The organism is Shinella sp. BE166, from assembly GCF_051201095.1.
GTDB classification, from domain to species: Bacteria; Pseudomonadota; Alphaproteobacteria; order Rhizobiales; family Rhizobiaceae; genus Shinella; species Shinella lacus.
In genome coordinates this window covers 153557-177837 of record NZ_JBPEHL010000011.1, presented here as the reverse complement: position 1 = coordinate 177837, position 24281 = coordinate 153557, and the positions used below count along the sequence as shown (strand labels likewise).

At 65.1% G+C, this 24281-nt stretch carries 20 protein-coding genes and 2 pseudogenes; 19 read left to right on the top strand and 3 right to left on the bottom strand.

Annotation, left to right across the window (positions count from 1 at the left end; translation table 11 throughout):
* Positions 1-14: 14 nt before the first annotated feature.
* The 5 genes and pseudogenes from J2Y63_RS24185 to J2Y63_RS24165 form a co-directional block, all read left to right on the top strand.
* A pseudogene (locus J2Y63_RS24185) lies at positions 15-653 on the top strand (colanic acid biosynthesis glycosyltransferase WcaL); the annotation flags it as partial.
* A gap of 135 nt (positions 654-788) precedes the next feature.
* Positions 789-1478 (top strand): annotated as a pseudogene (locus J2Y63_RS24180) (glycosyltransferase); the annotation flags it as partial.
* Positions 1475-2626: a glycosyltransferase family protein gene (locus J2Y63_RS24175; protein ID WP_435268171.1), complete on the top strand. Its 1152-nt coding sequence runs from the start codon at positions 1475-1477 to the stop codon at positions 2624-2626. The pseudogene J2Y63_RS24180 and the gene J2Y63_RS24175, both read left to right, overlap by 4 nt.
* A 71-nt stretch (positions 2627-2697) precedes the next feature.
* Positions 2698-5415, top strand: a complete 2718-nt coding sequence (locus J2Y63_RS24170) for an ABC transporter transmembrane domain-containing protein (RefSeq protein ID WP_435268170.1) — start codon at positions 2698-2700, stop codon at positions 5413-5415.
* Positions 5416-5461: 46 nt separating this feature from the next.
* Positions 5462-5881: a cyclic nucleotide-binding domain-containing protein gene (locus tag J2Y63_RS24165; RefSeq protein ID WP_256119233.1), complete on the top strand. Its 420-nt coding sequence runs from the start codon at positions 5462-5464 to the stop codon at positions 5879-5881.
* Positions 5882-6063: 182 nt separating this feature from the next.
* Here the strand turns inward: J2Y63_RS24165 and J2Y63_RS24160 are convergent, their stop codons facing one another.
* Together J2Y63_RS24160 and J2Y63_RS24155 are read right to left on the bottom strand one after the other, a co-directional pair.
* Entirely contained in the window at positions 6064-6804 is a 741-nt protein-coding gene (locus J2Y63_RS24160; protein ID WP_435268169.1) for a polysaccharide deacetylase family protein, read from the bottom strand.
* A complete protein-coding gene (locus J2Y63_RS24155; RefSeq protein ID WP_435268168.1) occupies positions 6801-7898 on the bottom strand; it encodes a glycosyltransferase family 4 protein in 1098 nt (365 codons plus the stop codon). Before J2Y63_RS24155 ends, J2Y63_RS24160 begins: the two co-directional genes overlap by 4 nt.
* A 103-nt stretch (positions 7899-8001) precedes the next feature.
* Between J2Y63_RS24155 and J2Y63_RS24150 the strand changes: the two genes are divergently transcribed.
* Genes J2Y63_RS24150 through J2Y63_RS24130 form a run of 5 tightly spaced genes read left to right on the top strand, consistent with a single transcriptional unit; the run spans position 8002 to position 12202 of the window.
* A complete protein-coding gene (locus J2Y63_RS24150; protein ID WP_435268167.1) occupies positions 8002-9345 on the top strand; it encodes a nucleotide sugar dehydrogenase in 1344 nt (447 codons plus the stop codon).
* A gap of 5 nt (positions 9346-9350) precedes the next feature.
* Entirely contained in the window at positions 9351-9836 is a 486-nt protein-coding gene (locus J2Y63_RS24145; protein ID WP_435268166.1) for a class I SAM-dependent methyltransferase, read from the top strand.
* Between the two features lie 4 nt (positions 9837-9840).
* Positions 9841-11478: a metallophosphoesterase family protein gene (locus tag J2Y63_RS24140; RefSeq protein WP_435268165.1), complete on the top strand. Its 1638-nt coding sequence runs from the start codon at positions 9841-9843 to the stop codon at positions 11476-11478.
* Positions 11479-11528: 50 nt separating this feature from the next.
* Entirely contained in the window at positions 11529-11801 is a 273-nt protein-coding gene (locus tag J2Y63_RS24135; protein ID WP_327509050.1) for an antitoxin, read from the top strand.
* On the top strand, positions 11798-12202 hold the full coding sequence (locus J2Y63_RS24130) for a type II toxin-antitoxin system VapC family toxin (RefSeq protein ID WP_435268164.1): 405 nt from the start codon (positions 11798-11800) through the stop codon (positions 12200-12202). Before J2Y63_RS24135 ends, J2Y63_RS24130 begins: the two co-directional genes overlap by 4 nt.
* Before the next feature lie 21 nt (positions 12203-12223).
* Here the strand turns inward: J2Y63_RS24130 and J2Y63_RS24125 are convergent, their stop codons facing one another.
* Positions 12224-13123, bottom strand: a complete 900-nt coding sequence (locus tag J2Y63_RS24125; RefSeq protein WP_435268163.1) for a LysR family transcriptional regulator — start codon at positions 13121-13123, stop codon at positions 12224-12226.
* A gap of 128 nt (positions 13124-13251) precedes the next feature.
* Between J2Y63_RS24125 and J2Y63_RS24120 the strand changes: the two genes are divergently transcribed.
* From J2Y63_RS24120 to J2Y63_RS24080, 9 genes are all read left to right on the top strand, one after another.
* On the top strand, positions 13252-13941 hold the full coding sequence (locus J2Y63_RS24120; RefSeq protein WP_435268162.1) for a hydrolase: 690 nt from the start codon (positions 13252-13254) through the stop codon (positions 13939-13941).
* A 191-nt stretch (positions 13942-14132) separates the two neighbouring features.
* Positions 14133-15377, top strand: coding sequence for a flavin-containing monooxygenase (locus J2Y63_RS24115; RefSeq protein ID WP_435268161.1), 1245 nt, complete (start codon positions 14133-14135; stop codon positions 15375-15377).
* Between the two features lie 188 nt (positions 15378-15565).
* A complete protein-coding gene (locus J2Y63_RS24110; RefSeq protein WP_435268160.1) occupies positions 15566-16525 on the top strand; it encodes a LysR family transcriptional regulator in 960 nt (319 codons plus the stop codon).
* Positions 16522-18000, top strand: coding sequence for an aldehyde dehydrogenase (locus J2Y63_RS24105; protein WP_435268159.1), 1479 nt, complete (start codon positions 16522-16524; stop codon positions 17998-18000). The genes J2Y63_RS24110 and J2Y63_RS24105 overlap by 4 nt, the downstream gene beginning before the upstream one ends.
* Positions 18001-18299: 299 nt before the next feature.
* Positions 18300-20381: an FAD-dependent oxidoreductase gene (locus tag J2Y63_RS24100; protein WP_435268158.1), complete on the top strand. Its 2082-nt coding sequence runs from the start codon at positions 18300-18302 to the stop codon at positions 20379-20381.
* A 10-nt stretch (positions 20382-20391) separates the two neighbouring features.
* Positions 20392-21459: an ABC transporter ATP-binding protein gene (locus J2Y63_RS24095; RefSeq protein WP_435268157.1), complete on the top strand. Its 1068-nt coding sequence runs from the start codon at positions 20392-20394 to the stop codon at positions 21457-21459.
* Entirely contained in the window at positions 21456-22385 is a 930-nt protein-coding gene (locus J2Y63_RS24090; protein WP_435268156.1) for an ABC transporter permease, read from the top strand. The genes J2Y63_RS24095 and J2Y63_RS24090 overlap by 4 nt, the downstream gene beginning before the upstream one ends.
* On the top strand, positions 22382-23185 hold the full coding sequence (locus J2Y63_RS24085; protein ID WP_435268155.1) for an ABC transporter permease: 804 nt from the start codon (positions 22382-22384) through the stop codon (positions 23183-23185). The genes J2Y63_RS24090 and J2Y63_RS24085 overlap by 4 nt, the downstream gene beginning before the upstream one ends.
* A 39-nt stretch (positions 23186-23224) precedes the next feature.
* Positions 23225-24241 (top strand): extracellular solute-binding protein, encoded by a 1017-nt coding sequence (locus J2Y63_RS24080; RefSeq protein WP_435268154.1) that lies wholly within the window; start codon positions 23225-23227, stop codon positions 24239-24241.
* The last annotated feature ends 40 nt before the right edge of the window (positions 24242-24281 follow it).

Here is a 24281-nt window from a genome sequence, read left to right as displayed (position 1 = left end):
GAGGCGAGACCGCATTGGCGCCCCCGCACAAGATCGTCGTGCTGCTGAAGGGTTATCCGCGCCTGTCGGAAACCTTCATCGCGCAGGAACTGCTCGGGCTGGAGCGGGCCGGGCTCGACCTCGTGCTCGTTTCGCTCCGCCACCCGACGGATCGCAAGCGCCACCCCGTGCATGACGAGATCAAGGCGCCGGTCTTCTACCTGCCGGAATACCTGCACCAGGAGCCGATCCGCGTGGTGCGCGGCCTGTTGCGGAGTTTTCGCTTGCCCGGTTTCGGCGCGGCCCTGCGGCAGTTCCTGAAGGACCTGCCGCGCGATTTCAGCCGCAACCGCTTCCGCCGCTTCGGCCAGGCGGCGGTGCTGGTCGGCGAATGGCCGGAGGGCGCCGGCTGGCTGCACGCGCATTTCATCCACACCCCCGCCTCCGTCGCCAATTATGCCAGCAAGATGCTTGGCATCCCCTGGACCGTCTCGGCGCACGCCAAGGACATCTGGACGTCTGAAGACTGGGAACTCGCCGAAAAACTCTCGACGGCGCACTGGGCCGTCACCTGCACGAAGACGGGGCACGCGCATCTGCAAACGCTTGCCGCAGAAAACCGCGACCGGGTGCATCTGAGCTATCACGGCCTCGATCTGGATCGCTTTCCGTCGGTTGATGCGGGAGCACACCCCCCTCTGTCCTGCCGGACATCTCCCCCTCAAGGGGGGAGATCGGCTGGCGGCGAGGACAGTGCTCAAACAGCGGCCTCCGAGATGGGCGAGACGCTGCTCCATCCAATCTCCCCCCTTGAGGGGGAGATGTCCGGCAGGACAGAGGGGGGTGACGCTCACCCGGCGCACGACGCTTGCGGCTGCACACCCACCGCAAGCAACACCCGCCCACCCCGCGACGGTTCCGACCCGCAGAACCCCGTCACCATCATCAGTGTCGGGCGCGCGGTGCCGAAGAAGGGCTATGACGTGCTGCTGCGGGCGCTGGCCCGCCTCCCCACCGACCTCCACTGGCGCTTCGTCCATGCGGGCGATGGCGGTGAGCGGGCGATGTTGCAGAGGCTTGCCGAGGAACTCGGCATAACGGAAAAGCTGAGCTGGCTTGGCGCGGTGGACCAGAAGGACGTGCTCGCCGGCTACCGCAAGGCCGATATTTTCGCGCTCGCCTGCCGCATCACCGCCGATGGCGACCGCGACGGCCTGCCGAACGTGCTGGTGGAGGCGGCAAGCCAGCGGCTGACCTGCGTCGCGACGGATATTTCCGGCATTCCCGAACTGTTCGAAAACGATGTCAACGGCCTGCTGGTGCCCTCGGAAGACCCGCAAGCGCTCGCCGCAGCCCTCGAACGCGCGATCCGCGACCCCGCCCTGCGCGACCGGCTCGGCCGGGCCGCCGAAGCGAAGGTGCGCACGAGCTTCGACCACCACACGAGCATCGCCCAGCTGAAATCCCTGTTCGAAACCGCAGCGCGGGAGACGGCATGAGCAGCCCGCGCGTCCTCTTCTATGTGCAGCACCTGCTCGGCATCGGCCATCTCGCCCGCGCCAGCCGCATCGTGCGCGCGCTCGGCGAGAACGGCTTCGCCGTAACGCTGGTCACTGGCGGCATGCCGGTCGATGGTTTTCCCGGCCCCGGCATCGACCATGTCGCGCTGCCGGCGATCGCTGTCGGCGACGGCGGTTTTGCGGCCCTGGTCGACGAGACCGGCAAGGTCGTCGACGACGCCTTCAAGGCCGATCGGCGCGACCGGCTCATCGCCGCCTATCACGCCTGCCGGCCCGATATCGTCATCATCGAGGCCTTCCCCTTCGGCCGCCGCCAGGTGCGCTTCGAGCTGCTGCCGCTGATCGACGCGATCGAGGCCACCACGCCGCGCCCGCTGCTGATGACCTCGCTGCGCGACATCCTGCAGGAGCGCGCCAAGCCCGGCCGCGATGAGGAGACGATCGACCTCGTGCGCCGCCATTTCGACCGGGTGCTGGTGCATGGCGATCCGGGTTTCGTGCGGCTGGAGGATACCTTTCCGCTGGCTGACGCGATTGCCGACCGCGTCGTCTATACCGGCCTCGTCGGCGCAGGTCCGGCAACGCCCGCGGCCGAGCGCTACGATATCGTCGTCTCCGCCGGCGGCGGCGCGGTCGGCGCGGGGCTGGTCGAGGCCGCCCTCCAGGCGTCGCAACGCCTCCCCGACAGCGGCCGCTGGCTGGTCATCACCGGCCCGAACCTGCCGCAGGCCGATTTCGACCGGTTTTCCGTGCAGGCGGGCGAGAATGTCGACCTCGTGCGCTTCCGTACCGATTTCCGCAGCCTGCTTGCCGGCGCGCGCCTCTCGGTCTCGCAGGCCGGCTACAACACGGTCTGCGATGTGCTGGAGGCCGATTGCGGCGCGGTGCTGGTGCCCTTCGCGTCGGGCGGCGAGACGGAGCAGACGGCGCGCGCCGAGCGCCTGGAACGACTCGGCCGGGCGGTCGTCGTGGCGGAGCATGAGCTTTCTGCGGAAACGATGGCAAGCGCAATTTCCCGCGCGCTTTGCGCCGAAACAGAGAAAAATGTGCCCGATTTGCAACTGGATGGCGCCAATCGTACCGCGAATATCCTGAGGGACCTTCTAAAAGGCCACACGGCTTCCTAGCTCTTGCGGTATTGCCGCTGTCTTATAATCTTCATACGGACAGCCGCCGTTCACGCGCATAGAAGTCTCCCATGGAAAAAAGCCTCGCCCGATATATTTGGGACCACACCCGGCCGCAGCAGCTCTTCATCCTGCTGATCGTCGCCCTGTCCATGATCCCTTATTATCTCGCCTTCGACCTGCCCAAGCAGATCGTCAACGGCCCGATCCAGGGAAGCGGCTTCGACCAGCCGGGCGATACCGAGCTGTTCATGCCGATCAGCTTCGATATTCCGTTCTGGGGGCATGTCGAGCTTTATGGCGGGCTGCCGCTGGAGCGCATGCCCTCGCTGCTCGCGCTCAGCCTGACGTTCCTCGTGCTCGTCATCATCAACGGCCTGTTCAAATATTACATCAACACCTACAAGGGTCGCCTCGGCGAGCGGCTTTTGCGCCGCATCCGCTATGAGCTGGTCGACCGCATCCTCCGGTTCCCGCCGAAATATTTCAAGCACGTCAAGGCCGGCGAAGTCTCCTCCATGGTCAAGGACGAGGTGGAACCGCTCGGCGGCTTCACCGCGGATGCCTTCGTGCAGCCGGCCCTTCTCGGCGGCCAGGCGCTGACGGCGCTGATCTTCATCTTCATCCAGCATTTCTGGCTGGGCTTCATCGCCTTTGCCATGGCGATGATCCAGGTCGGCATCATCCCGCGCATGCGCCGCCGGCTGATCGAGCTTGGCCGCGAGCGCCAGATCACCGCCCGCCAGCTTGCCGGCCGCGTCGCCGAGATCGTCGACGGCATCGGCACGATCCACGCCTACGACACCTCCAACTACGAGCGCGCCGACATTGCCGCCCGCCTCGGCCACATCTTCCGCATCCGCTACGACATCTACCAGTGGAAGTTCCTGGTCAAATTCCTCAACAACTTCCTCGCCCAGCTCACGCCCTTCCTGTTCTATTGTATCGGCGGCTACCTCACGATCGTCGGCAAGCTCGACGTCGGCCAGCTCGTGGCGGTCATCAATGCCTACAAGGAACTGCCCGGCCCGCTGAAGGAACTGATCGACTGGGAACTGGTGCGCCAGGACGTGCAGGTGAAATACGAGCAGGTCGTCGAGCAGTTCGATGCCGACAACCTGATCGAACCGGAAATCCAGGCCCTCAACGCGGCGAACGGCACCATGCTGAACCATCCGCTCAGCGCCACCAACCTGGTGCTGGAGGACGATATCGGCGGGCGCGTGCTGGAGCACGTCTCCGTCAAGATATCGCCCGGCGAAACCGTCGCCATCATCGGCACGGCGGCGAGCGGCGGCGACAGGCTGGCCGAAGCGCTCGGCCGCATCATCTGGCCCGCCGGCGGCAAGGTGACGGCCGGCGACGACGACCTCTATGCGCTGCCGGAATCCGTGACGGGCCGCCGCATCTCCTATGCCTCGCCCGATGCCTATTTCTTCCATGGCAGCCTGGAGGACAACCTGCTCTACGGCGTCAAGCATGCGCCCGTTGAGCCCGCCGCCTACAAGGGCGCGGCCTCCGACCAGCGCAAATGGGACGTGCTGGAGGCGCAGCGCTCCGGCAATCCGGATTTCGACCTCAAGGGCAACTGGATCGACCTGGAGACGCTGCATGCCAACGGCTCGGCCGGGCTCTTCGGCTCGATGATGGCGGTGCTCGACATCGTGGAACTGTCCGACGACGTATTGCAGCTCGCGCTGCATTCGACGCTGCCGGCCGATGCCGAGGTGGCACCCGCCGTCGCCGCCGAGATCGTCGCCCTGCGCCGGGACCTGCGCGAGGAATTGAACCGCCGCGACATGAACAACCTCGTCATCCCCTTCGAGGAGGACGCCTACAACACCGAGGCGCCGGTCGCCGAAAACCTGTTCTTCGGCATGATGCCGGACCCGAAGGCCTCGACCCGGGCGATCGTCAAGACGCCCTATTTCCGCAATATCATGCGTGAAAGCGGGCTCGGCGACGCGCTTTTCAAGATGGGCCAGGGTATTGCCGAAAGCACGGTCGAACTCTTCAAGGACCTGCCGCCCGACCATCCGTTCTTCGAGCAGCTGACCTATATGCGGGGCGACGAGATCCCCACCTATCAACACTTGCTTCAGCGCCTGCGACACAATGCCACGCCGAGCGACGAGGATCGCATCGCGCTCATCCGCCTCTCGTTCTTCTATGTCGAGCCGCGGCACCGCTTCGGCGTGCTCGACGAGGCGCTGATGCGCAAGATCGTAGAAGTGCGCCACCAGTTCCATGCAAACCTGCCGCCGGAACTTCAGGGCTATATTGAACGTTACGACCCGAATGCTTATCTGACGTCAGGAACGCTGGTCGACAATATCGTCTTCGGCAAGCTTAACCATCGTTACAGCGATGCTGTTCCGAAGTTGAGGGAGATCGGCGGAGACCTGCTGAGGAAAAGGCCCGAGCTTTACCGCGCGCTGATGGCGCTGGGGCTGGAGTCGAATGTCGGGGCAGGCGGACGGCGGTTGAACAACTTGCAGCGACTGAAGCTCAGCCTGGCACGTGCGCTCATCCGCCGGTCGGATTATTACATCTTCAACCGGCCGCTCTCGGGGTTGGACCACCACCTCCAGGAGCACATCGTGGAGGCAGCACTTGCGTTCCTGGCCAAGAGCGGTGATAATCCGGCTGTTGTCTGGGTTTTGTCAAATACCCCGCTTGCAAAACACTTTAAAAGAGTGCTTGCTTTTGATGGCGGAACATTGGTGGAAGACGGAGCCTACGACACGATTGTCGAAAGCGGTACGGTATACAAGCAACTGATAGCATGACTGGTGAGAATTGATCGAGTAGCCGAAATCGAGGCGGTTGACTATTATGATCCTGAACGACGAAGTACAGATGCTACGACGGGTTCCGCTCTTCTCGGGGATTGATGCGGCAAAGCTCAAGCTGCTCGCATTTGCCTCCAACCGCGTCTGCTACCGTGAAGGCCAAGAACTCTTCCATCAGGGCGACGAAGGCGATGCTGCCTATGTCGTGCTGTCGGGCGTCGTCGACGTCTACAAGGCAGGTCCTTCCGGAGACGAGAAAATTGCCTCCGCCGGCTGCTGTTCGGTCGTTGGCGAAATCGCCATCCTCTGCGGCACGGCGCGCAATGCCACGGTGAAGGCCTCAACGGCCGTCGAGGCCCTGCGCATCAGCAAGGACTGCTTCCTGAAGGTCCTCTCGACCTGCCCGCGCAGCATGGCCGAAACCATGCGTGTGGTCGGCCAGCGGCTTGCCCACAGCCACTGAAGGCGTTTTCAGCGCTTCCTTTTCCGACGACAACCTGTCCGGTGTCGCCCGCCTTTCGGCGGGCGTTTGCGTTTCCAGTAGTCTTGCCGATCGACTGCATTCGTTCGCGAATCCGCCTGTTTGCGTGGCGAAGAAATGCCGGCGAAATGCGGCGGAAACAAGGGGATAAGGTTAACGCCAGCTCATATTTCCGTGAGCAGATCGTCAACACCGAACCAGCCGCAATCGGCTCTCCCAGCGGTCGCCTCCAACACCAGTTCCATCACATCCCACGCCGCTCGATCGTGCACGAGATGATGGGTGAGCAGCCCGATCGGCCCCGCCTGCGCCTGCGAGACCCGCACCAGATCGGCGATCACCGCCTCCACTTGCCGCCCTCCGCGCGTGCCGCGCCAGTCGATGATGTCGACATGGGTGTTCAGCATTGTGAGCGGCGCCGGCTTTTCCGGGCCGAAAACCGAGAGCGCCCGAAAGCCGATGCCCGGCAGGCCGGCTGTGACGGACGGGGCGATGCGGTTCCACGGCGGCACGAGCATCGGCACGAAGCGGCCGGCATGCAGGCCGGATAAGATTGCAAACCCCTCGCCCAGTTCGCGGAGAACCTCCTGCGCCGGCCGATGGTCGCCGAGTTCCTGATTCTTCTCGCCCGCTCCCGCATAACTTTTGTGCGCCCAGCCATGCACCGCCACTAAGACGCGGCGTTCGCCCGCAAGCCGATCGGCCAGCGCCTGCCCGGTGAGCGCCGGAATGGCGGCGAGCAGGACCGGCACGTCATGCGCGGCCGTCAGCGTCAGCAGTTGGTCGAGCGCGGCGGTCGGCTCGATGGCATCGTCGTCCCGCAGCCACAGGCGCAGCGGCTTGCCGCTATCGGCCCGGCGGGCGATCTCGTCCAGCAGGGGTTGTGCGATTGCGGGCAGTGTCATCTTTTCTCTCCGAGGGATTGGCGCAGGATGGCATCGAGCGCCGTTGCGGCGGCCGGTAGGGAATGCTCCGCGACAACGCGGGCGCGCGCATTCTTCGCCATGCGGCTGCGCTCCGCTTCATCGCCAAGCAGGGCCGCAATCGCGGCCGCGTAGGCGGCGGCATCGCCCGGTTCGGTCAACAGGCCAGTTTCGCCGTGTTCCACGACCTCCGGCACCCCCGCCGTCGCGAAGGCGACGACCGGCAGCCCCGCGGCCTGCGCCTCCAGATAGGCAAGCCCATAGGCTTCGCCGCAGCCCGGCCAGACATAGAGCGCACCCTTCGCCAGGATATCCGCCACCTCCGCCCGCTTCCGCTGCCCCAGCCAGTCGATCCGCCCTTCCCCAAACCCGGCAAAGAGCGCTTGCACCCCCGCGCGCAACGGCCCGTCGCCAACCACCGACAGGCGCCACGGCACGTCGACAATATGATGCAGGCCTTCGGCGAGCGCGCGAAAACTCGCCAGCTTGTCGCCGGCGCGCATCATGGCGACCGTGACGAGGTGGTAAGGCTCCGGCCGTGCCGCTTGCGCGGTGAAATGCGCCTCGTCGATGAAGGGTTTCAACGCCGCGATTACCGCATCCGGGGCGGCATCCGTAAGGCCCGCGCGGTCGCGGGCGGTGAGGCCGATATTGACCGCCGCGCCGCGCACCGTTTCCAGCACGCCGGCCTGCATCTCGCTCCAGATGCCGAGATTGCGGCGCGGCGAATAGGAGGCCTCGGCCGTGACATAGGCGAGCCCGAACGTCTGGCAGAGCGCGGGTCCGATCAGGTCGGGCGCCTTGTAATAGGGGTGGTAGCAGAACCACAGGTCCGGCGCGCCTTCGCTGCGCCACAGCGCCGAAAGCCGGGCGATCTCCGCCTCGGCCGCCGCCTTGAGCCGCGCATAACCGGCCTCGTCGGCACTATCGCCGAGAAAGGCGCGCAGCTCCGACGCAAGCGTCACCTCATGGCCGGCGCGCTTCAGGCATTCGACGATCTGGCGCGCCATCAGCCGGTCCCCCGAGGGAACGGCATGTTCCGGCGACTTCAGCGGGGCGTAGAATGCGATCTTCATGGACTCGTTGTGCTGGTTTCGGCGGCGGATGGGCGAGACTTGACAGGCCGACCAAACTCTCCCATCTGAACACGCCGGTCTTGTATATGTGCGCGGAGTGCCGATGCCAACAGCCTTGCCTTCCCACGAGACGCTGCTTGCGCGCATCCAATCCCGCGAGGCGCGCATCGGCATCATCGGCCTCGGTTATGTCGGCCTGCCGCTCGCCATCACCGTCGCGCGCGCCGGCTTTTCCGTCCTCGGCTTCGACATCGACCCCGGCAAGATCGTCGCGATCGACGCGGGCAAGAGCTATATCGAGGCCGTTTCCAGCGAGATCCTCGCCGAGGAACACCGCGCCGGCCGTTTTGCCGCGACGAGCGATTTCGGCCGGCTCGGCGATTGCGACGTGATCGCCATCTGCGTGCCGACGCCGCTCACCCGCCACCGCGATCCCGACATGAGTTTTGTCGAAAAGACCTGCCGCGACATTGCGCGCACGCTGCGCCCCGGCCAGCTCATCGTGCTGGAATCGACCACCTATCCCGGCACCACCGACGGCCTCGTGCGCCGCACGCTGGAGGCCGGCGGGCTGAAATCGGGCCATGATTTCTTCCTCGGCTTCTCGCCGGAGCGCGAGGACCCCGGCAACCGCCAGTTCCAGACCTCGACCATCCCGAAGGTCGTCGCCGGCGATGGTGCAGAAGCGCAGGCGCTGGTCGTCGCCTTCTACGGCGCGGTCGTGAAGACCGTCGTGCCCGTCTCCTCCACCGCCACGGCGGAGGCCGTAAAGCTCACCGAAAACGTCTTCCGCGCCGTCAACATCGCGCTGGTGAACGAGCTCAAGGTGATCTACGAGGCCATGGGCGTCGACATCTGGGAGGTGATCGACGCGGCAAGCTCGAAACCTTTCGGCTACATGCCCTTCTATCCCGGCCCCGGCCTCGGCGGCCATTGCATACCGATCGATCCCTTCTATCTCACCTGGGCATCGCGCGCCTATGAACTGCCGACCCGCTTCATCGAGCTTGCCGGCGAGATCAACTCCGCCATGCCGCGCCATGTGGTGGAAAAACTCGCCGAAGCCCTCGACCGGCGGCAGGGCAAGGCGCTCAGCCGTTCGAAGGTTCTGGTGATCGGCCTCGCCTATAAGAAGAACGTGCCGGACATCCGCGAAAGCCCCTCGCTGAAGCTGATCGAGCTGATCGAGGAGCGCGGCGGCTCGGCGAGTTATTACGACCCGCATGTGCCGGAAATCCCGCCGACCCGCGAATATGGCGCCTTCAAGGGCCGGCCCTCGGTCGCCTGGAGCGAGGCGGAAATCCGCGCCTTCGACGCCGTGCTGATCGCCACCGACCATGACGGTGTGGACTATGCGGCGCTCGCCGACTGGAGCGCGCTCATCGTCGACACCCGCAACGTCTTCGCCCGGCGCGGCATTGCCGCCGACACGATCATCAAGGCCTGACATCCATGAGCCGTCTGGAAAGTTTTATCCGCCGCATGTCCGCCCAGCGCGACGTCATCGATCATGTGCGCGAGAGCCTGCCGCTGCCCGCCACCGGCGCCATCCTGGAAATCGGCCTCGGCAACGGACGCACCTTCGATCACCTGCGCGAAAAATTCCCCGGCCGGCGCATCGTCGCCTTCGACCGGGCGTTTGGCGCCCACGCATCCTCCGCGCCGCCGGCCGACGACCTGGTGCTCGGCGAGATCGCCGAAACGGCGAAGACCTTCGCCGGCGCGGGTGCGGCCCTCGTCCATGCCGATATCGGCACCGGTTACGAGGACAAGGATGCCATCACGCTGACCTGGCTGCCCGGCATCGTCGCGCAGGCGCTCGGCACGGGCGGCATCGCCGTCAGCGGCCTGCCGCTCGACCATGCGGCCCTCGAACCGCTGCCGCTGCCCGCAAGCGTCGATAGCGACCGCTACTTCCTCTATCGCAGAAGGCCGTGACGCCATGCCGGCCGTCGCCGTCATCGCGGACGCCCATTTCCACGACATCGAGGGCGACTACGATTTCGCGGGCATCACGGTCAATGGCCGCAGGCTGACGGTGCGCAGCTGGGCCGATACCGCCGGCTCGACCCGCGTGTTCAACGAGAGTTTCGCCGCCCTGCCCGCAGCCCTCGACCGCATCGTCGCGCGCGGCATCCGCCATGTCGTGCTGCTCGGCGATTACAGCGACGACGGCCAGCGCGAGACGGTGGCGAGCCTCGTGCGCCTGCTGGAAAACTACCGCGACCGCCACGGCCTCGCCTTCTATGCCACGCCCGGCAACCACGACGTCTTCGGCCCGCTCGGCAAGCACCGCGACACTCGCTATGTCGACGCCGCGGGTGGCACGACGCTGGTGACCAGCAACGCCGAAAAGGCCGCCGACGACCCCGGCAACCCGGTCGTCACGCCAAAAATGTATTGCGAGGGCATTCCGGCGGGCCTCATGCCGATGCGCGATTTTGGCTATTTCCGCCGCCGGGAATATCTCCACTGGGAAACGCCCTTCGGCGAGAGTGACGACACGGCCACGCGCGAACACGACCTCTTTTCCGCCGACGGACAGACCGTGCGCCGGCTGATGGATGCCTCCTATCTGGTCGAGCCGGAGGATGGCCTCTGGCTGCTGATGATCGACGCCAATGTCTTCGAACCGCGCAATGGCGGGCGCGACATCGCCCGCAAGAAGGCCTTCATCGACAGCTCGGACGCCGGCTGGAATGCGCTTTTGCGGGTCAAACCCTATCTCATCGACTGGATCGCCGACGTCGCGGCGAGGGCCGAGCGTGAGGACAAGCAGCTTCTCGCCTTCTCACATTATCCGGCGGTCGATCCGTTCGAGGACGATGCGCAAACCGAGCGCCGGCTGTTCGGCGAGACCAACGTGGCGAAACGCACGCCCCGCCGCTTGGTGGCGGAGACACTCGCCAAGGCCGGCCTGCGGCTGCATTTCAGCGGCCACCTGCATGTCGAGGCCCGTACCCGCCTCGCTGGCCTCACCAATATCGCTGTGCCCTCGCTCGTCGCCTTCCCGGCCGGCTTCGTCGTCGTGCATGCGGAAGGTGGCGCCCCTGTGGTGGAGAGCGTGTCGCTCGCCGAAGAACCGCTCGATGCCGATCTCCTCGCGCTCTACCGCGCCGAACACGCCCGCGCCGGCCTCGCGCCCGACCCGGCAATGGCGGCGCCAGACTATGGCACCTTCCTCCACCGCCACATGCGGCCGCTGGTGCTGGAACGCTTCCTGCCGAAGGAATGGCCGGCTGACATGGCGGCGCGCGCGCGACGCATGACACTGTGGGATCTCGGCCTGTTGATGGCCGGTGCCGAGCTGGAACAGAAGGCCGCGGCGTTCGGGGTGGATGCCGTCTGGATGCAGGCCTGCCCGCTGCTCGACCTCATCGTCGACTGGTATAGCCTGCGCCAGTCTCCGGCGCAGGCGCCCCTTTATATTTCGCGTGAAAACCTGCACGCCTACCGCTTCCTGGCCGAGGTCTTTGGCGACAGGCAGGCCGACCCGCAGACGCCGCGCGGCTTCTTCGCGCTCTTCCTCGGCGTGCTTGCGACCAGTCTGGAGCGTATGGCGCAAAGCCTGTCGGCTTGACGCGCCCGCAGTTGGCATATACATATTGCATATACATGGGAGCCGACGCCATGCCCATCCGATCACCCTCATCGAAGCCCAAAGAGGCCAAGCTGTTTCGCAACAACCGCAGCCAGGCGGTGCGGATTCCCGTGGAATTCGAGTTGCCGGGGGATCGCGTGTTGATTCGTCGCGAGGGCATGAAACTCATCATCGAGCCCGTCACCGGGCCGGCCAACATCGTGGAACTGCTGGCCCAGTGGAAGAAGGAAGCGCCGCTCGGGCCGGAGGACCAGTTCCCGGATATCGAGGATATGCCCGCAAAGCCCGAGGATATCTTTTGAGCGGCTATATGCTCGACACCAACATCATCAGCGACATCATCCGCAATCCATTCGGGCCGGCGGCGCGGCGCATCGAAGAGATCGGGCCGCGGGACATCTGCACCAGCATCGTCGTCGCGGCCGAACTGCGCTACGGTTGCGCGAAGAAGGGTTCGGCCAGGCTGCTTGAAAAGGTCGAGGGCGTGCTTGGGACGATTCCGGTTCTGCCGCTGGATGTGCCGGTCGATGCCGGCTATGGCGTCATTCGTGCGGAACTGGAGATGGCCGGGCAGATCATCGGTCTCAACGATTTGCTGATCGCCGCCCACGCCCAGGCGCTCAATCTGACATTGGTGACGGACAATACCCGCGAATTCAGCCGCATCCGGGGCCTCGATGTGGAAAACTGGCTGGCAAGATAACCGGCACCGTGCCCCGCCTTCCTATTGCAGCGCGTCCATGAGGGCCGGGACGTGCTCTTCGAAATATTTCGAGAAGGTGGCAATGCGGGGTGGCAGCGCCTGGTAGGGCGGGTAGTAGAGGGTCAGCCACAGGTCGGGCGGCGACCATTGCGGGAAGACGTGCACGAGCCGGCCGGTTGCGAGGTGCTCGGCGATGTGGAAATGCGGCAGCAGCGCCACGCCCGCCCCTTCCGCCGCCATGTCGGCGAGCAGGTCGCCATTGTTGGCGCTGAAGGCGCGGCCGGCGGAGATTTCCACGCTGGCGCTGCCGTCCGTCAACAGCCAGGCCTCGCGCCGGCTCTCGCCGTTATAGGCGAGGCACGCATCCGGCGTCAGCTCGCCCGGATGCGCCATGCCCGCAAAGCGGCTGCCGGGGGCAGCGACCAGCACGCGGCGGATCAGGCAGACCTTGCGCCAGATGGTGAACTTGTCGGAGGGGGCGGCCGAGATGCGGATGGCGAGGTCGAAATCCTGGTCGAGGATGTTGACGAAACCGTCGGCGAGCGAGATCTCGAAATTGATCTTCGGGTAGAGCGTGCGGAAACCCGAGAGCACGCCCGGCAGCGCGGTCTTGCCGAACCAGGTCGGCGCGCTGATCCGAAGCCGCCCCTGGTCCGCCTTGTTGGCGTTGATCACGTCCTTGCGCGCCGTCTCCAGCGCCTGCATGGCGGGCTGGACCTGGGCGGCGAAGATCGCGCCGTCCGTCGTCAGCGACACCTGCCGCGTCGTGCGCACGAAGAGCTGGATGCCGAGGTCTTCTTCCAGTGCCGCAATCGCCCGGGTGATGGCGGCGGGCGCCATGTCGAGCTCGCGCGCCACCTGGGCGAAGTTGCGCTTTTCGGCGGCGAGGAGGAAGATGCGCAGGGCCTTGGTGTCGTTCATCTCGATTATTCCATAAATCGCAATTCAATCGGAATTATTATTGCAATTCCGTGGTCCAATCAACTCCGGTAGCTTCATCTCCATAGACAGCGGCGCCACGGCGCACCAACCCGAGAGAGGAGAACACCATGTCCGGCAAACTCGAAGTCCTGACCCCGAACAACAGCCAGCTCATCTTCATCGACCAGCAGCCGCAGATGGCCTTCGGCGTGCAGTCGATCGACCGCCAGACGCTGAAGAACAATGTCGTCGGCCTTGCCAAGGCGGGCAGGATCTTCGACATCCCGACCACCATCACCACGGTCGAGACCGGCTCGTTTTCCGGCCACACCTATCCCGAACTGCTCGCCGTCTTCCCGGAAAACGACATTCTCGAACGCACCTCGATGAACTCCTGGGACGACCAAAACGTGCGCGATGCGCTGGCGAAGAACGCCGCAAACGGCCGCAAGAAGATTGTCGTCTCCGGCCTCTGGACGGAAGTCTGCAACACCACCTTCGCGCTGTCGGCCATGCATGACACCGACTACGAGATCTACATGGTGGCGGATGCCTCCGGCGGCACCTCCATCGACGCCCACAAATATGCCATGGACCGCATGGTGCAGGCCGGCGTCGTGCCGGTGACCTGGCAGCAGGTGCTGCTGGAATGGCAGCGCGACTGGGCGCACAAGGAGACCTATGACGCCGTCACCAGCCTGGTGAAGGAACATTCCGGCGCCTATGGCATGGGCATCGATTATGCCGTGACCATTGTCCACAAGGGCGAGGAACGCGTGCACCACGGCAAGCGCATCGGCCCGAACCCGGCGAAATAAGCCTCCCAGATGCAATGATGCGACCGGTTCCGCGAGGGGCCGGTCGCAGCTTTTTCGGAGATCGCTTTAGCCGCGACCTAATCAGCGCTGAAGCAAACGCTCATGTCGAGCATTTCCGGCGTGCTTTACACCTGTGGTCATGCATCAGCCGCGCGGGCTGAACACCCTGGTAAAGCGAAAAGGACGCCGGCATGTCAGTGGAAAAAGTGGATACGCTCGTCATCGGCGCCGGCCAGGCCGGGGTGGCGATGAGCGAACATCTCGGCAAACGCGGGGTCCCGCATCTCGTCTTGGAGAAGAACCGCATCGCCGAAAGCTGGCGCACCGCGCGCTGGGATTCGCTGGTGGCGAATGGCCCCGTCTGGCACGACCGCTTTCCCGGCATGAATTTCGACTCATACCAGCCGGATGAATTCGCGCCGAAGGAAAAGGTCGCGGACTATTTCGTCGCCTATGCCGAACAGATCAAGGCGCCGATCCGCTGTGGCGTCGAGGTGAAATCGGTCGTCAAGGACGGCGACGTTTTTCGCGTCGAGACGTCCGAGGGTGCAATCGAGGCGCGGAACGTGGTCGCCGCCACCGGCGCCTTCCAGCGGCCGATCATCCCCACCGTCGTGCCGGCGGAAACGGGCATCATGCAGATCCATTCGCATGCCTATCGCAACCCCGCGCAGCTGCCCGAGGGCGCGGTGCTGGTGATTGGCGCCGGCTCCTCCGGCACGCAGATCGCCGACGAGCTGCTGCGCTCCGGCAAGTCCGTCTACCTCTCCATCGGCCCGCATGACCGCCCGCCGCGGCGCTATCGCGGCAAGGATTTCGTCTGGTGGCTGGGCGCGCTCGGCATCTGGGACCTGAAGGTGCCCGCCCCCAACACCGAACATGTGACGATCGCCGTTTCCGGCGCCTATGGCGGCAACACCGTCGATTTCCGCCGCCTTGCCGCGCGCGGCATGACGCTGCTCGGCCGGGCTGAGACATTCGAGGACGGCAAGCTGCGTTTTGCGCCGGACCTCGCAAAAAACATCGCGCTCGGCGACGCCAACTATCTCTCGCTGCTCGACCAGGCCGACGCCTATGCCAAACAGCAGGGCTTCGACCTGCCGGAAGAGCCTGACGCCCGCAGGATGGAGCCGGACCCCGCATGCGTCACCGACCCGATCCTGGCGCTCGACCTGAAAGCGGCCGGCATCACCGCCATCATCTGGGCGACCGGCTATGCGCAGGATTTCGGCTGGGCAAAACTCGACGCCTTCGACGAGAAGGGCCGGCCGGTGCATGAGCGTGGCGTTTCCAAGGTGCCGGGCCTCTATTTCGTCGGCCTGCCCTGGCTGTCGCGCCGTGCCTCCTCCTTCATCTGGGGCTGCTGGCACGATGCGGATTATCTCGCGGGCTACATTGCCGAAGGGCAATCGAGCTGCGCCAGCAAGAGCGCCTGACGGTCCTCCCTATCAAGCTGCGTCCCGGGCCGCCGGGGCGCGGCATGCCGCAAGCAGGAAGCGAGTTGACCATGATCCGCAACCCAGATCCACGCGAGGTCCCTGCCTTTCCATCCTCCGGCAGCGAGGCTGCCCTTTCCCCGCGCATGAATCTGTTCCTTAATTGGCGGCTCAACAAGGATACGGACATGGTCTTGCGCTTCACGCTTCGGCAACTGGAATATCTCGTCGCGGTCGGCGAGTACGGCTCGGTTACGGAAGCCGCCGAGCGGGTGAACGTGTCCGCCCCCTCCGTCTCCGCCGCGATCTCCCAGCTGGAACGCGAATTCGGCATCACGCTCTTCGTGCGCCGCCATGCGCATGGCCTGTCGCTGACGCAGGCCGGGCGCACCTTCGTGGAGCAGGCGCGCCAGATTCTCGGCGAGGCGGCGAAACTCAATGCGCTCTCCAACGAACTGGCCGGGCAGATCCGCGGGCCGCTGCATGTCGCCTGCCTCGTCACCTTCGCGCAGGCCGTCATCCCGTCGCTGCGGCGTGCCTTTTCCGATACTTATCCGGATGTCGATTTCTTCCAGTATGAGCGCGACCATGCGCGCATCCTCGAAGGCCTGCGCATGGCGCGCTTCGACATCGCGCTCTCCTACGATCTCGACATTCCCGCCGACATGGAATTCCACGAGCTTGCCGTGCTGCCGCCCTATGCCGTGCTGCACGAGGAGCATCCGCTGGCCGGCCGCGCTGACGTGACGGTGGAGGATCTCGCGCCGCATCCGATGATCCTGCTCGACCTGCCCTATAGCTCGGCCTATTTCCTCTCGCTCTTCCGCGAGGCGGGGCTTACGCCGCATATCGTCGAGCGCACGCGCGACATGTCGGTGATGCGGGCGATGGTCGCCAACCGCTTCGGCTATTCCATCGCCAATATAAGGCCGGTCTCCACCTATGCGCTGGATGGGGGTAAACTCTCCTTCGTCTCGCTCAACGGCAACCTGCGGCCCATGCGCATGGGCATCATCGCCATGCGCGGCGCAAGCCCACCGCTGACGGTGCGGCGCTTCATCGATTTCTGCGGCGAAAAGATCCTCGGCATGGGCATGGACCTGCCGGTTTCCGCCGGCGACACCCCGGAACAGAAAGGCATTTCATGACCACGACCGATTGGCGCAGCCGCGCCGCGAGCCTCAAATTTCGCAACGGCCTCTATATCGACGGCGGCTTTCGCGAGGCGGCAAAGGGCGGGCGGTTCGAGACGGTGAACCCGGCGAACGCGCAGGTGCTGACCGCCGTCGCGCGCGGCACGGCGGAGGATATCGACGCTGCCGTCGCCTCGGCGCGGCGCGCCTTCAACGATGGCCGCTGGTCGGGAAAGTCACCCGCCGAGCGCAAGGAGGTGCTGCTGCGCCTTGCCGCCCTCATCCGCGAGAACGTGCCGGAACTGGCGCTGCTCGACACGCTCGACATGGGCAAGCCGATCAGCGACAGCACGACGATCGATGCGCCCGGTTCAGCCCATTTCTTCCAGTGGCACGCGGAAGCGATCGACAAGCTCTATGACGAGATCGCGCCGACCGGCCGCGGCGACCTCGCGCTGATCCGCCGCGTGCCGCTCGGCGTCATCGGCGCCGTCGTGCCGTGGAATTTTCCGCTCGACATGGCGACCTGGAAGCTCGCGCCGGCGCTCGCCACCGGCAATTCCGTGGTGCTGAAGCCGGCCGAACAATCGCCGCTCTCCGCCCTCATGCTGGCGGAACTGGCCTCCGAGGCGGGCCTGCCGGACGGCGTGCTCAACGTCGTGCCCGGCTTCGGCGAGGATGCCGGCCGCGCGCTCGGGCTGCACCCGGATGTCGATGCACTGGTCTTCACCGGCTCCACCAAGGTCGGCAAGCTCTTCATGACCTATGCCGGGACAAGCAACATGAAGCAGGTCTGGCTGGAGACCGGCGGCAAATCGCCGAACCTGATCTTCGCCGACGCCGATCTCGACAAGGCGGCCGAGATGGCGGCCTTCGGCATCCTGTTCAATTCCGGCGAAGTGTGTTCCGCCAATTCCCGCCTGCTCGTGCACCGCTCCGTGCAGGAAGAATTCACGCAGAAACTGATCGCTGCGACCGCCGCCTGGCCGCTCGGTGATCCGCTGGACCCGGCAACCCGCATGGGACCGCTGGTGGAAAAGACCCATGCCGATCGCGTGGCCGGCTATATCGACATCGGCCGCACGGAAGCCCGCCTCGCCCATGGCGGCGAGCGCGAGACGCGCGACGGTTCGGACTGCTACATCCAGCCGACCATCTTCAACGACGTGCCTGCCGACGCCCGCATCGCGCGGGAGGAAATTTTTGGCCCCGTGCTCGCCATCACGCCCTTCGACCAGGACGAGGAGGCGCTGCGCATCGCCAATGACAGCGAATACGGCCTCGCCGCCTCCGTCTGGACGCGGGATCTTTCGCGGGCGCTCTCCGTGTCCGACCGGCTCAATGCCGGCACGGTCTCGGTCAACACCGTCGATGCCCTCTCCGCCATGACGCCGTTCGGCGGCATGAAACAGTCCGGTTTCGGCCGCGACCTCTCGCTGCACAGCTTTGACAAGTATTGCGCGCTCAAAACTGTGTGGGTCAAATACTAGGCACCTGCCCGTGCCGTGGCACGGCCCTGCCTATGGCGTGAGCATATGAGGCAATGGTTCCCGAACGCGCCGGAAGATGCGATCGGGAACCGACATCCGCCTCGCCGCAACGACTTGAAAAGACGAGAGAATTTTCCGGCCGTTTTTGCGCGGCCAGCCTTTCGCGCCAGGATTGAAATCTGGCGCAACCACACGGAAGCCCTTGATTAGTCTGAACCTAATCCCTGTTTCCGGAACGCGTCATTTACCAAGACCCCTTCGCCCAATCCAATAGGCCCTGTAAAACCCCGAGGACTGCCATGCGCGACGCCAAATACGATATCCTGTTCGAACCTCTCGCGATCGGCCCGCACGTCGCGAAGAACCGGTTCTACCAGGTGCCGCATTGCAACGGCGGCGGATACCGCGACCCCTCTGCCGCGGCCGCCATGCGCGGCATCAAGTCGGAGGGCGGCTGGGGCGTCATCTTCACCGAGCAGACCGAGATGCACCACACCTCGGAAATCACGCCCTTCATCGAGCTGCGCCTGTGGGAGGACAAGGACATTCCCGGCCTTCGCCGCATGTCCGACGCGATGAAGGTGCACGGCGCGCTCGCCGGCATCCAGCTCGCCTATTCCGGCATCAACGGCCCGAACTTTTATACCAAGGAAGTGCCGCTCGCCCCCTCCGCGCTGCCGATCCGCACCTTTACCAACGATCCGGTGCAGGCCCGCGCGCTGGACAGGACCGATATCCGCGACCTGCGCCGCTGGTTCGTCAATGCGGCGAAACGCTCGAAGATCGCCGGCTTCGACCTGATCTGTCTTTACGGCGCGCACGGCTTCGGCATCTTCCAGCACTTCCTGTCGCGCGCCACCAACCAGCGCACCGACGAATATGGCGGGAGCCTGGAAAACCGCTCGCGCTTCGCCCGCGAAGTCGTTGCCGATATCCGCGACGCGGTCGGCGATACGACGGCGATCACCATGCGCGTCAGCCTCGACGAGACGATCGGCGAACTCGGTTTCTCCAATGCCGAGGTGCGCGAATTCGTCGAGATGAACGCCGACCTGCCCGACCTCTGGGACCTGGCGCACGGCGCCTGGGAAGACTGTTCCGGCCCCTCCCGCTTCAAGGAGGAGGGCGCGCAGGAAATTCTGGTCAAGGGCATCCGCGAACTCTCGACCCGCCCCGTCGTCGGCGTCGGCCGCTTCACCTCGCCGGATGTGATGGCGCGCATGATCCGCCAGGGCATTCTGGATTTCATCGGCTGCGCCCGCCCCTCGATTGCCGATCCCTTCCTGCCGAGGAAGATCGAGGAAGGCCGCATCGAGGACATCCGCGAGTGCATCGGCTGCAACATGTGCATCACCGGCGACATGACCATGTCGATCAGCCGCTGCACCCAGAACTCGACCTTCATGGAGGAATGGCGCAAGGGCTGGCACCCCGAGCGCATGAACGAGAAGGGCGACAGCCAGACCGTGCTCGTCGTCGGCGCCGGCCCCGCCGGGCTGGAGGCCACCCGCGCGCTGGCGCTGCGCGGCTATGACGTGACGCTCGCCGAAGCCACCACCACGCTCGGCGGCCGTGTTGCCCGCGAGCGGCTGCTGCCGGGCCTCTCCGCCTGGGGCCGCGTCGTCGATTACCGCCAGTACCAGATTTCCCAGCGCACCAATGTCGAGACCTATTTCGACAGCCGGCTCACCGCCGAGGATGTGCTCGCCTTCGGCTTCGAACATGTCGCCATCGCCACCGGCTCGCACTGGCGCCGCGACGGCGTCGCCCGCCAGCATGTCGTGCCCATGCCGATCGAACCGGGCATGACCGTCTGGACGCCGGACGACATCATGGGCAAGGTCCACCCGGAAAACCTCGCCGGCAAGACCGTCGTGGTCTATGATGACGACCACTATTACATGGGCGGCGTCATGGCCGAGGTGATGGCCAAGGCCGGCGCCAAGGTCATCCTCGTGACACCCTCCGCCTATGTCTCCGACTGGACGCGCAACACGCTGGAACAGGGCGCGATCCATGTGCGCCTCGACGATCTCGGCGTCGACATCCGCCTCAACCGCGGCGTCACCGCCATCCGCGCCGGCGAAGTCGAGACGAACTGCACCTATACCGGCCGCCGCAAGGCCATCGCCTGCGACGCCGTCCTCATGGTCGCCTCGCGGCTTTCGGAAGATGCGCTCTATAATGACCTCCTCGCCCGCCAAGGCGACTGGGCGGATGCCGGCATCAAGAGCGTAAAGATCATCGGCGACGCCGCGGCACCCGCGCCGATCGCCTGGGCGACCTATGCCGGCCATCGGTATGCGCGGGAGCTCGACACGCCCGATATCGGCGATGCCCTGCCGTTCCGCCGTGAAGTCACCCAACTCGAACCGGCATGAGGAACGGGTCATGAGCAAGGCCATCGAAGTGAAATCGGTCTCGAAAAGTTTCGGGACCTATCAGGCGCTGAATTCCGTCAGCTTCGACATTGGCGGCAACGAGTTCTTCACGATGCTCGGCCCGTCGGGCTGCGGCAAGACCACGCTTCTGCGCATGCTGGCCGGCTTCGAAAGCCCGAACAGCGGCTCGATCCTGCTCAACGGCCGGGAGGTCGTCGACATCCCGCCGCACAAGCGCCGCGTCAACACGGTGTTCCAGAGCTACGCGCTCTTCCCGCACATGACGCTGGAACAGAACGTTGCCTATGGCCTGGAAAACCTCGGCTGGGACAAGGCGCGCATCAAAAACCGCGTCGGCGAGATGCTGGAGCGCGTGCATATGAACACGATGGCGACGCGCAAGCCTGGGCAGCTTTCCGGTGGCCAACGCCAGCGCATCGCGCTAGCCCGCGCGCTGGCGCCCGAGCCGGAGGTGCTGCTGCTCGACGAACCGCTCTCCGCCCTCGACCTGAAACTGCGCCAGGCGATGCGCGACGAGCTGCGCACGCTGCAACGCGACACCGGCATCACCTTCGTCTTCGTCACCCATGACCAGGAAGAGGCGCTCGACATGTCCGACCGCATCGCCGTGCTCGGCGGCGGCGAGGTGCAGCAGATCGGCACGCCGACGGAGATCTATGAGGAGCCGGTCAACCGCTTCGTCGCCGATTTCGTCGGCGAGACCAATTTCCTCGATGTCGAGGTGCTGGAAACCGCTTTGGGGCAGGCGACCATCCGCACGCCTTTCGGCATGGCGATCACCGTGCCGGCGCCCGGCCATGCCGCCAAGGGCCTCGCGACGCTCTCCGTGCGGCCGGAGAAGATCAATCTCGGCGACCAGGCCCAGGGGATCACCTTCGAGGGCCGCATCACCAACAAGAACTATATGGGCGGCTACACCCATTACACGCTCGACGTCGCCGGCACGGAACTGCGCGCCTCGCGCCGCAATGCATCCCGCGAAGGCGACACGATCCCGCTCGGCGCCACCGTTCCCGTCGGTTTCGTCGCCGGCTCCGCCCGGGTGCTGGCGGCATGACCGACACCGCCCTCCATGCCCCCGCCGGAACGGACAGCGCCCTCCGCGCCCGTTTCTGGCATGACCTTTCCTTCTGGGGCCTGCTGCCGTCCTGGCTGCTGATGGGTTTCGCGCTGATCCTGCCCATCGCCATCATCGCCGCCGTCTCCGTCGCCACGCGCGGCGCCCATGGCGGCTTCGCCTGGGATTTCAACCTCGCCGGCTATCGCCAGATCCTATGGAACGAAGGCTGGACGGGCGAACTGGAATTCACCCCGCAATACCTGCTGATCATCTTCCGCACCTTCCTGCTCGCTGGCGCCACCACGCTGATCTGCCTCGCCTTCGCCGTGCCGGTCGCCTATTTCATCTCCCGCCAGCCGCCGGGCCGCAAGGCCATCCTCGTCTATCTCGTGACGCTGCCCTTCTGGGTCTCGATGATTCTCCGCGTCTACGCCTGGATGATCATCCTCGGCAAGGACGGCACGCTGCCGAAAGCTCTGGAATTCCTCGGTTTCCCCGCCGGCATGAGCTTCATGTTCAACGACGGCGCGACGCTGACGGCCATGGTCTACACCTATATGCCGCTGATGGTGCTGCCGGTCTTTGCCTCCATCGAAAAGCTCGACGGCACGCTGATCGAGGCCTCGCACGATCTCTACGGCAACCGCTGGGTGACGCTGCGCCGGGTCATCCTGCCGCTGACCGCACCCGGCATCATCGCCGGCGCCATCCTCGTCTTCGTGCCCTCGCTCGGCGCGGTGCTGGAGCCCTCGCTGATGGGCGGCGGCAAGGAGATGATGATGGGCACGCTGATCCAGCTGCAATTCGGCGGCGGCCGCAACTGGCCGTTTGGCGCAGCCATCGCCATGGCGCTAATGGCGCTCGTCATGCTCTTCCTGGTCTTCACGGCGCTGCGCGCCGCCCGCAAGGAGGCCGCCCAATGAGCACCCACCACGACGTCAAGCGCTATCCCGGCCTCGGCCCTCTCACCGCGCTGTTCTTCGTCTATCTCTACGCGCCGCTCGCCATCATCGTCGTCTATTCCTTCAACGCCAACCGGGTTGCCGGCGTCTGGACCGGTTTTTCGACGCAATGGTACGCCTCCGCGCTCAACAATGCCGCGCTGATGAACGCGCTCGAAACCTCGCTGATCGTCGCCGCCGTGGCCACCACCGTCTCGACGCTGATCGCGCTCTCCGCGGCGCTCGCCATCATCCGCGGCAAGAACGTGCGCTTCCGCAAGCTCTCCGAAACCGTGGTCAACCTGCCGCTGCTCTTGCCGGAAATCGTGCTGGCCGTCGCGACCCTCATCCTCTTCTCGCTGATCGACGTGCAGAACGGCATGCTGCGTCTCACCATCGCGCATTCCGCCTTCTGCACGCCCTTCGCCTTCCTGCCGATCCGCGCCCGCCTGCAAGGCATGTCGCTCGATTTCGAAGAAGCGAGCGCCGACCTTTACGCCGACCGCTGGACGACCTTCCGCCGCGTCACGCTGCCGCTGATCTTCCCGGGCGTCTTTTCCGGCGCGATGCTCGCCTTCCTGATCTCGATGGACGACTTCATCACCTCGAACCTGCTGTCGACCGGCGGCTCGACCACGCTGCCCGTCTACATCTTCTCGCTGATCCGCGCCGGCACCTCGCCGGAGCTGAACGCCATCGCGACGCTGCTGATCCTGGCGTCGCTCATCCTCGCCACCGTCGCCCTTCTGGTTGCGGCGCGGGGCGCCCGAGAGACTGCCTGAGCCATAATCCCAGAACCATAATCAAAGAGAGGAACGACCATGAAAAAATACCTAGCCGCCACCGCACTCGCTTTGTGCTTCGCCACCGCCGCGCACGCGGAAGGCCAGCTCAACATCTACGCCTGGGCCGAATCCATCTCGCCTGCGCTGATCGAAAAGTTCTCCAAGGAGAACGACGTGAAGGTCAATGTCGACAGCTTCACCTCCAACGAGGACCTGCTGACCAAGTTGCAGGCCGGCTCTTCCGGCTACGACATCGCCACGCCCTCGCAGCACTTTCTGCGCGTGATGATCGATGAGGGCATCATCGAGAATTTCGAGGCCAACAAGCTGAAGGCCTTCGAGAATGTCGAGGAGAAGTGGCGCAATCAATGGTGGGACGAGAAACAGGAATATTCCATTCCGCTGGCCTATGGCACCGCCGGCTTCGTGGTGAACACCGCGCAGTACAAAGGCCCGACCGACAGTTTCAAATACTTCTTCGAGCCGGATGGCGAGCTGAAGGGCAAGATCGCCATGCTCTCCTATCCCGACGAAATCATCGGCGCCGCCCAGCTCTATCTCGGCGTACCCTTCTGCTCGGAAGACCAGGCCGAGATGAAGAAGGTGCTGGACCTCTTGATGGCGCAAAAGCCTTCGGTCGCCGTCTATTCTTCGGACAACATCGCCAGCCGCCTGTCCTCCGGCGAAGTCTCCGCCCATTTCTGGTGGGACGGCGATTCGCTGCGCGCCCGCGTCGCAGGTTCGCCGGTCAGCCTCGCCATGACGAAGGAAGGCCTCGTCGGCTGGATGGACAGCCTGGTCATCCCCAAGGGCGCGCCCAACCGCGACAATGCGATCAAGTTCATCGAGTTCATGTCGACCACGGAAAACGCCACCGAGCAGATGAATTTTTATGCCCATTCCTCGCCGATGAAGGTCATCCAGGACAAGGTCGTCTACACCAAGGACAAGGCGCCGGAACTCTATCCCGAAGTGCCGATCACCTTCTCGCGCACCTGCTCGGCCGCCGCGCAGGACCTGGTGACGCGCGTCTGGACGCAGCTTCTGCAGTAAGCCCGCCGTCGCGCCGCGGGTCACTGCGGCGCGGCCTCGC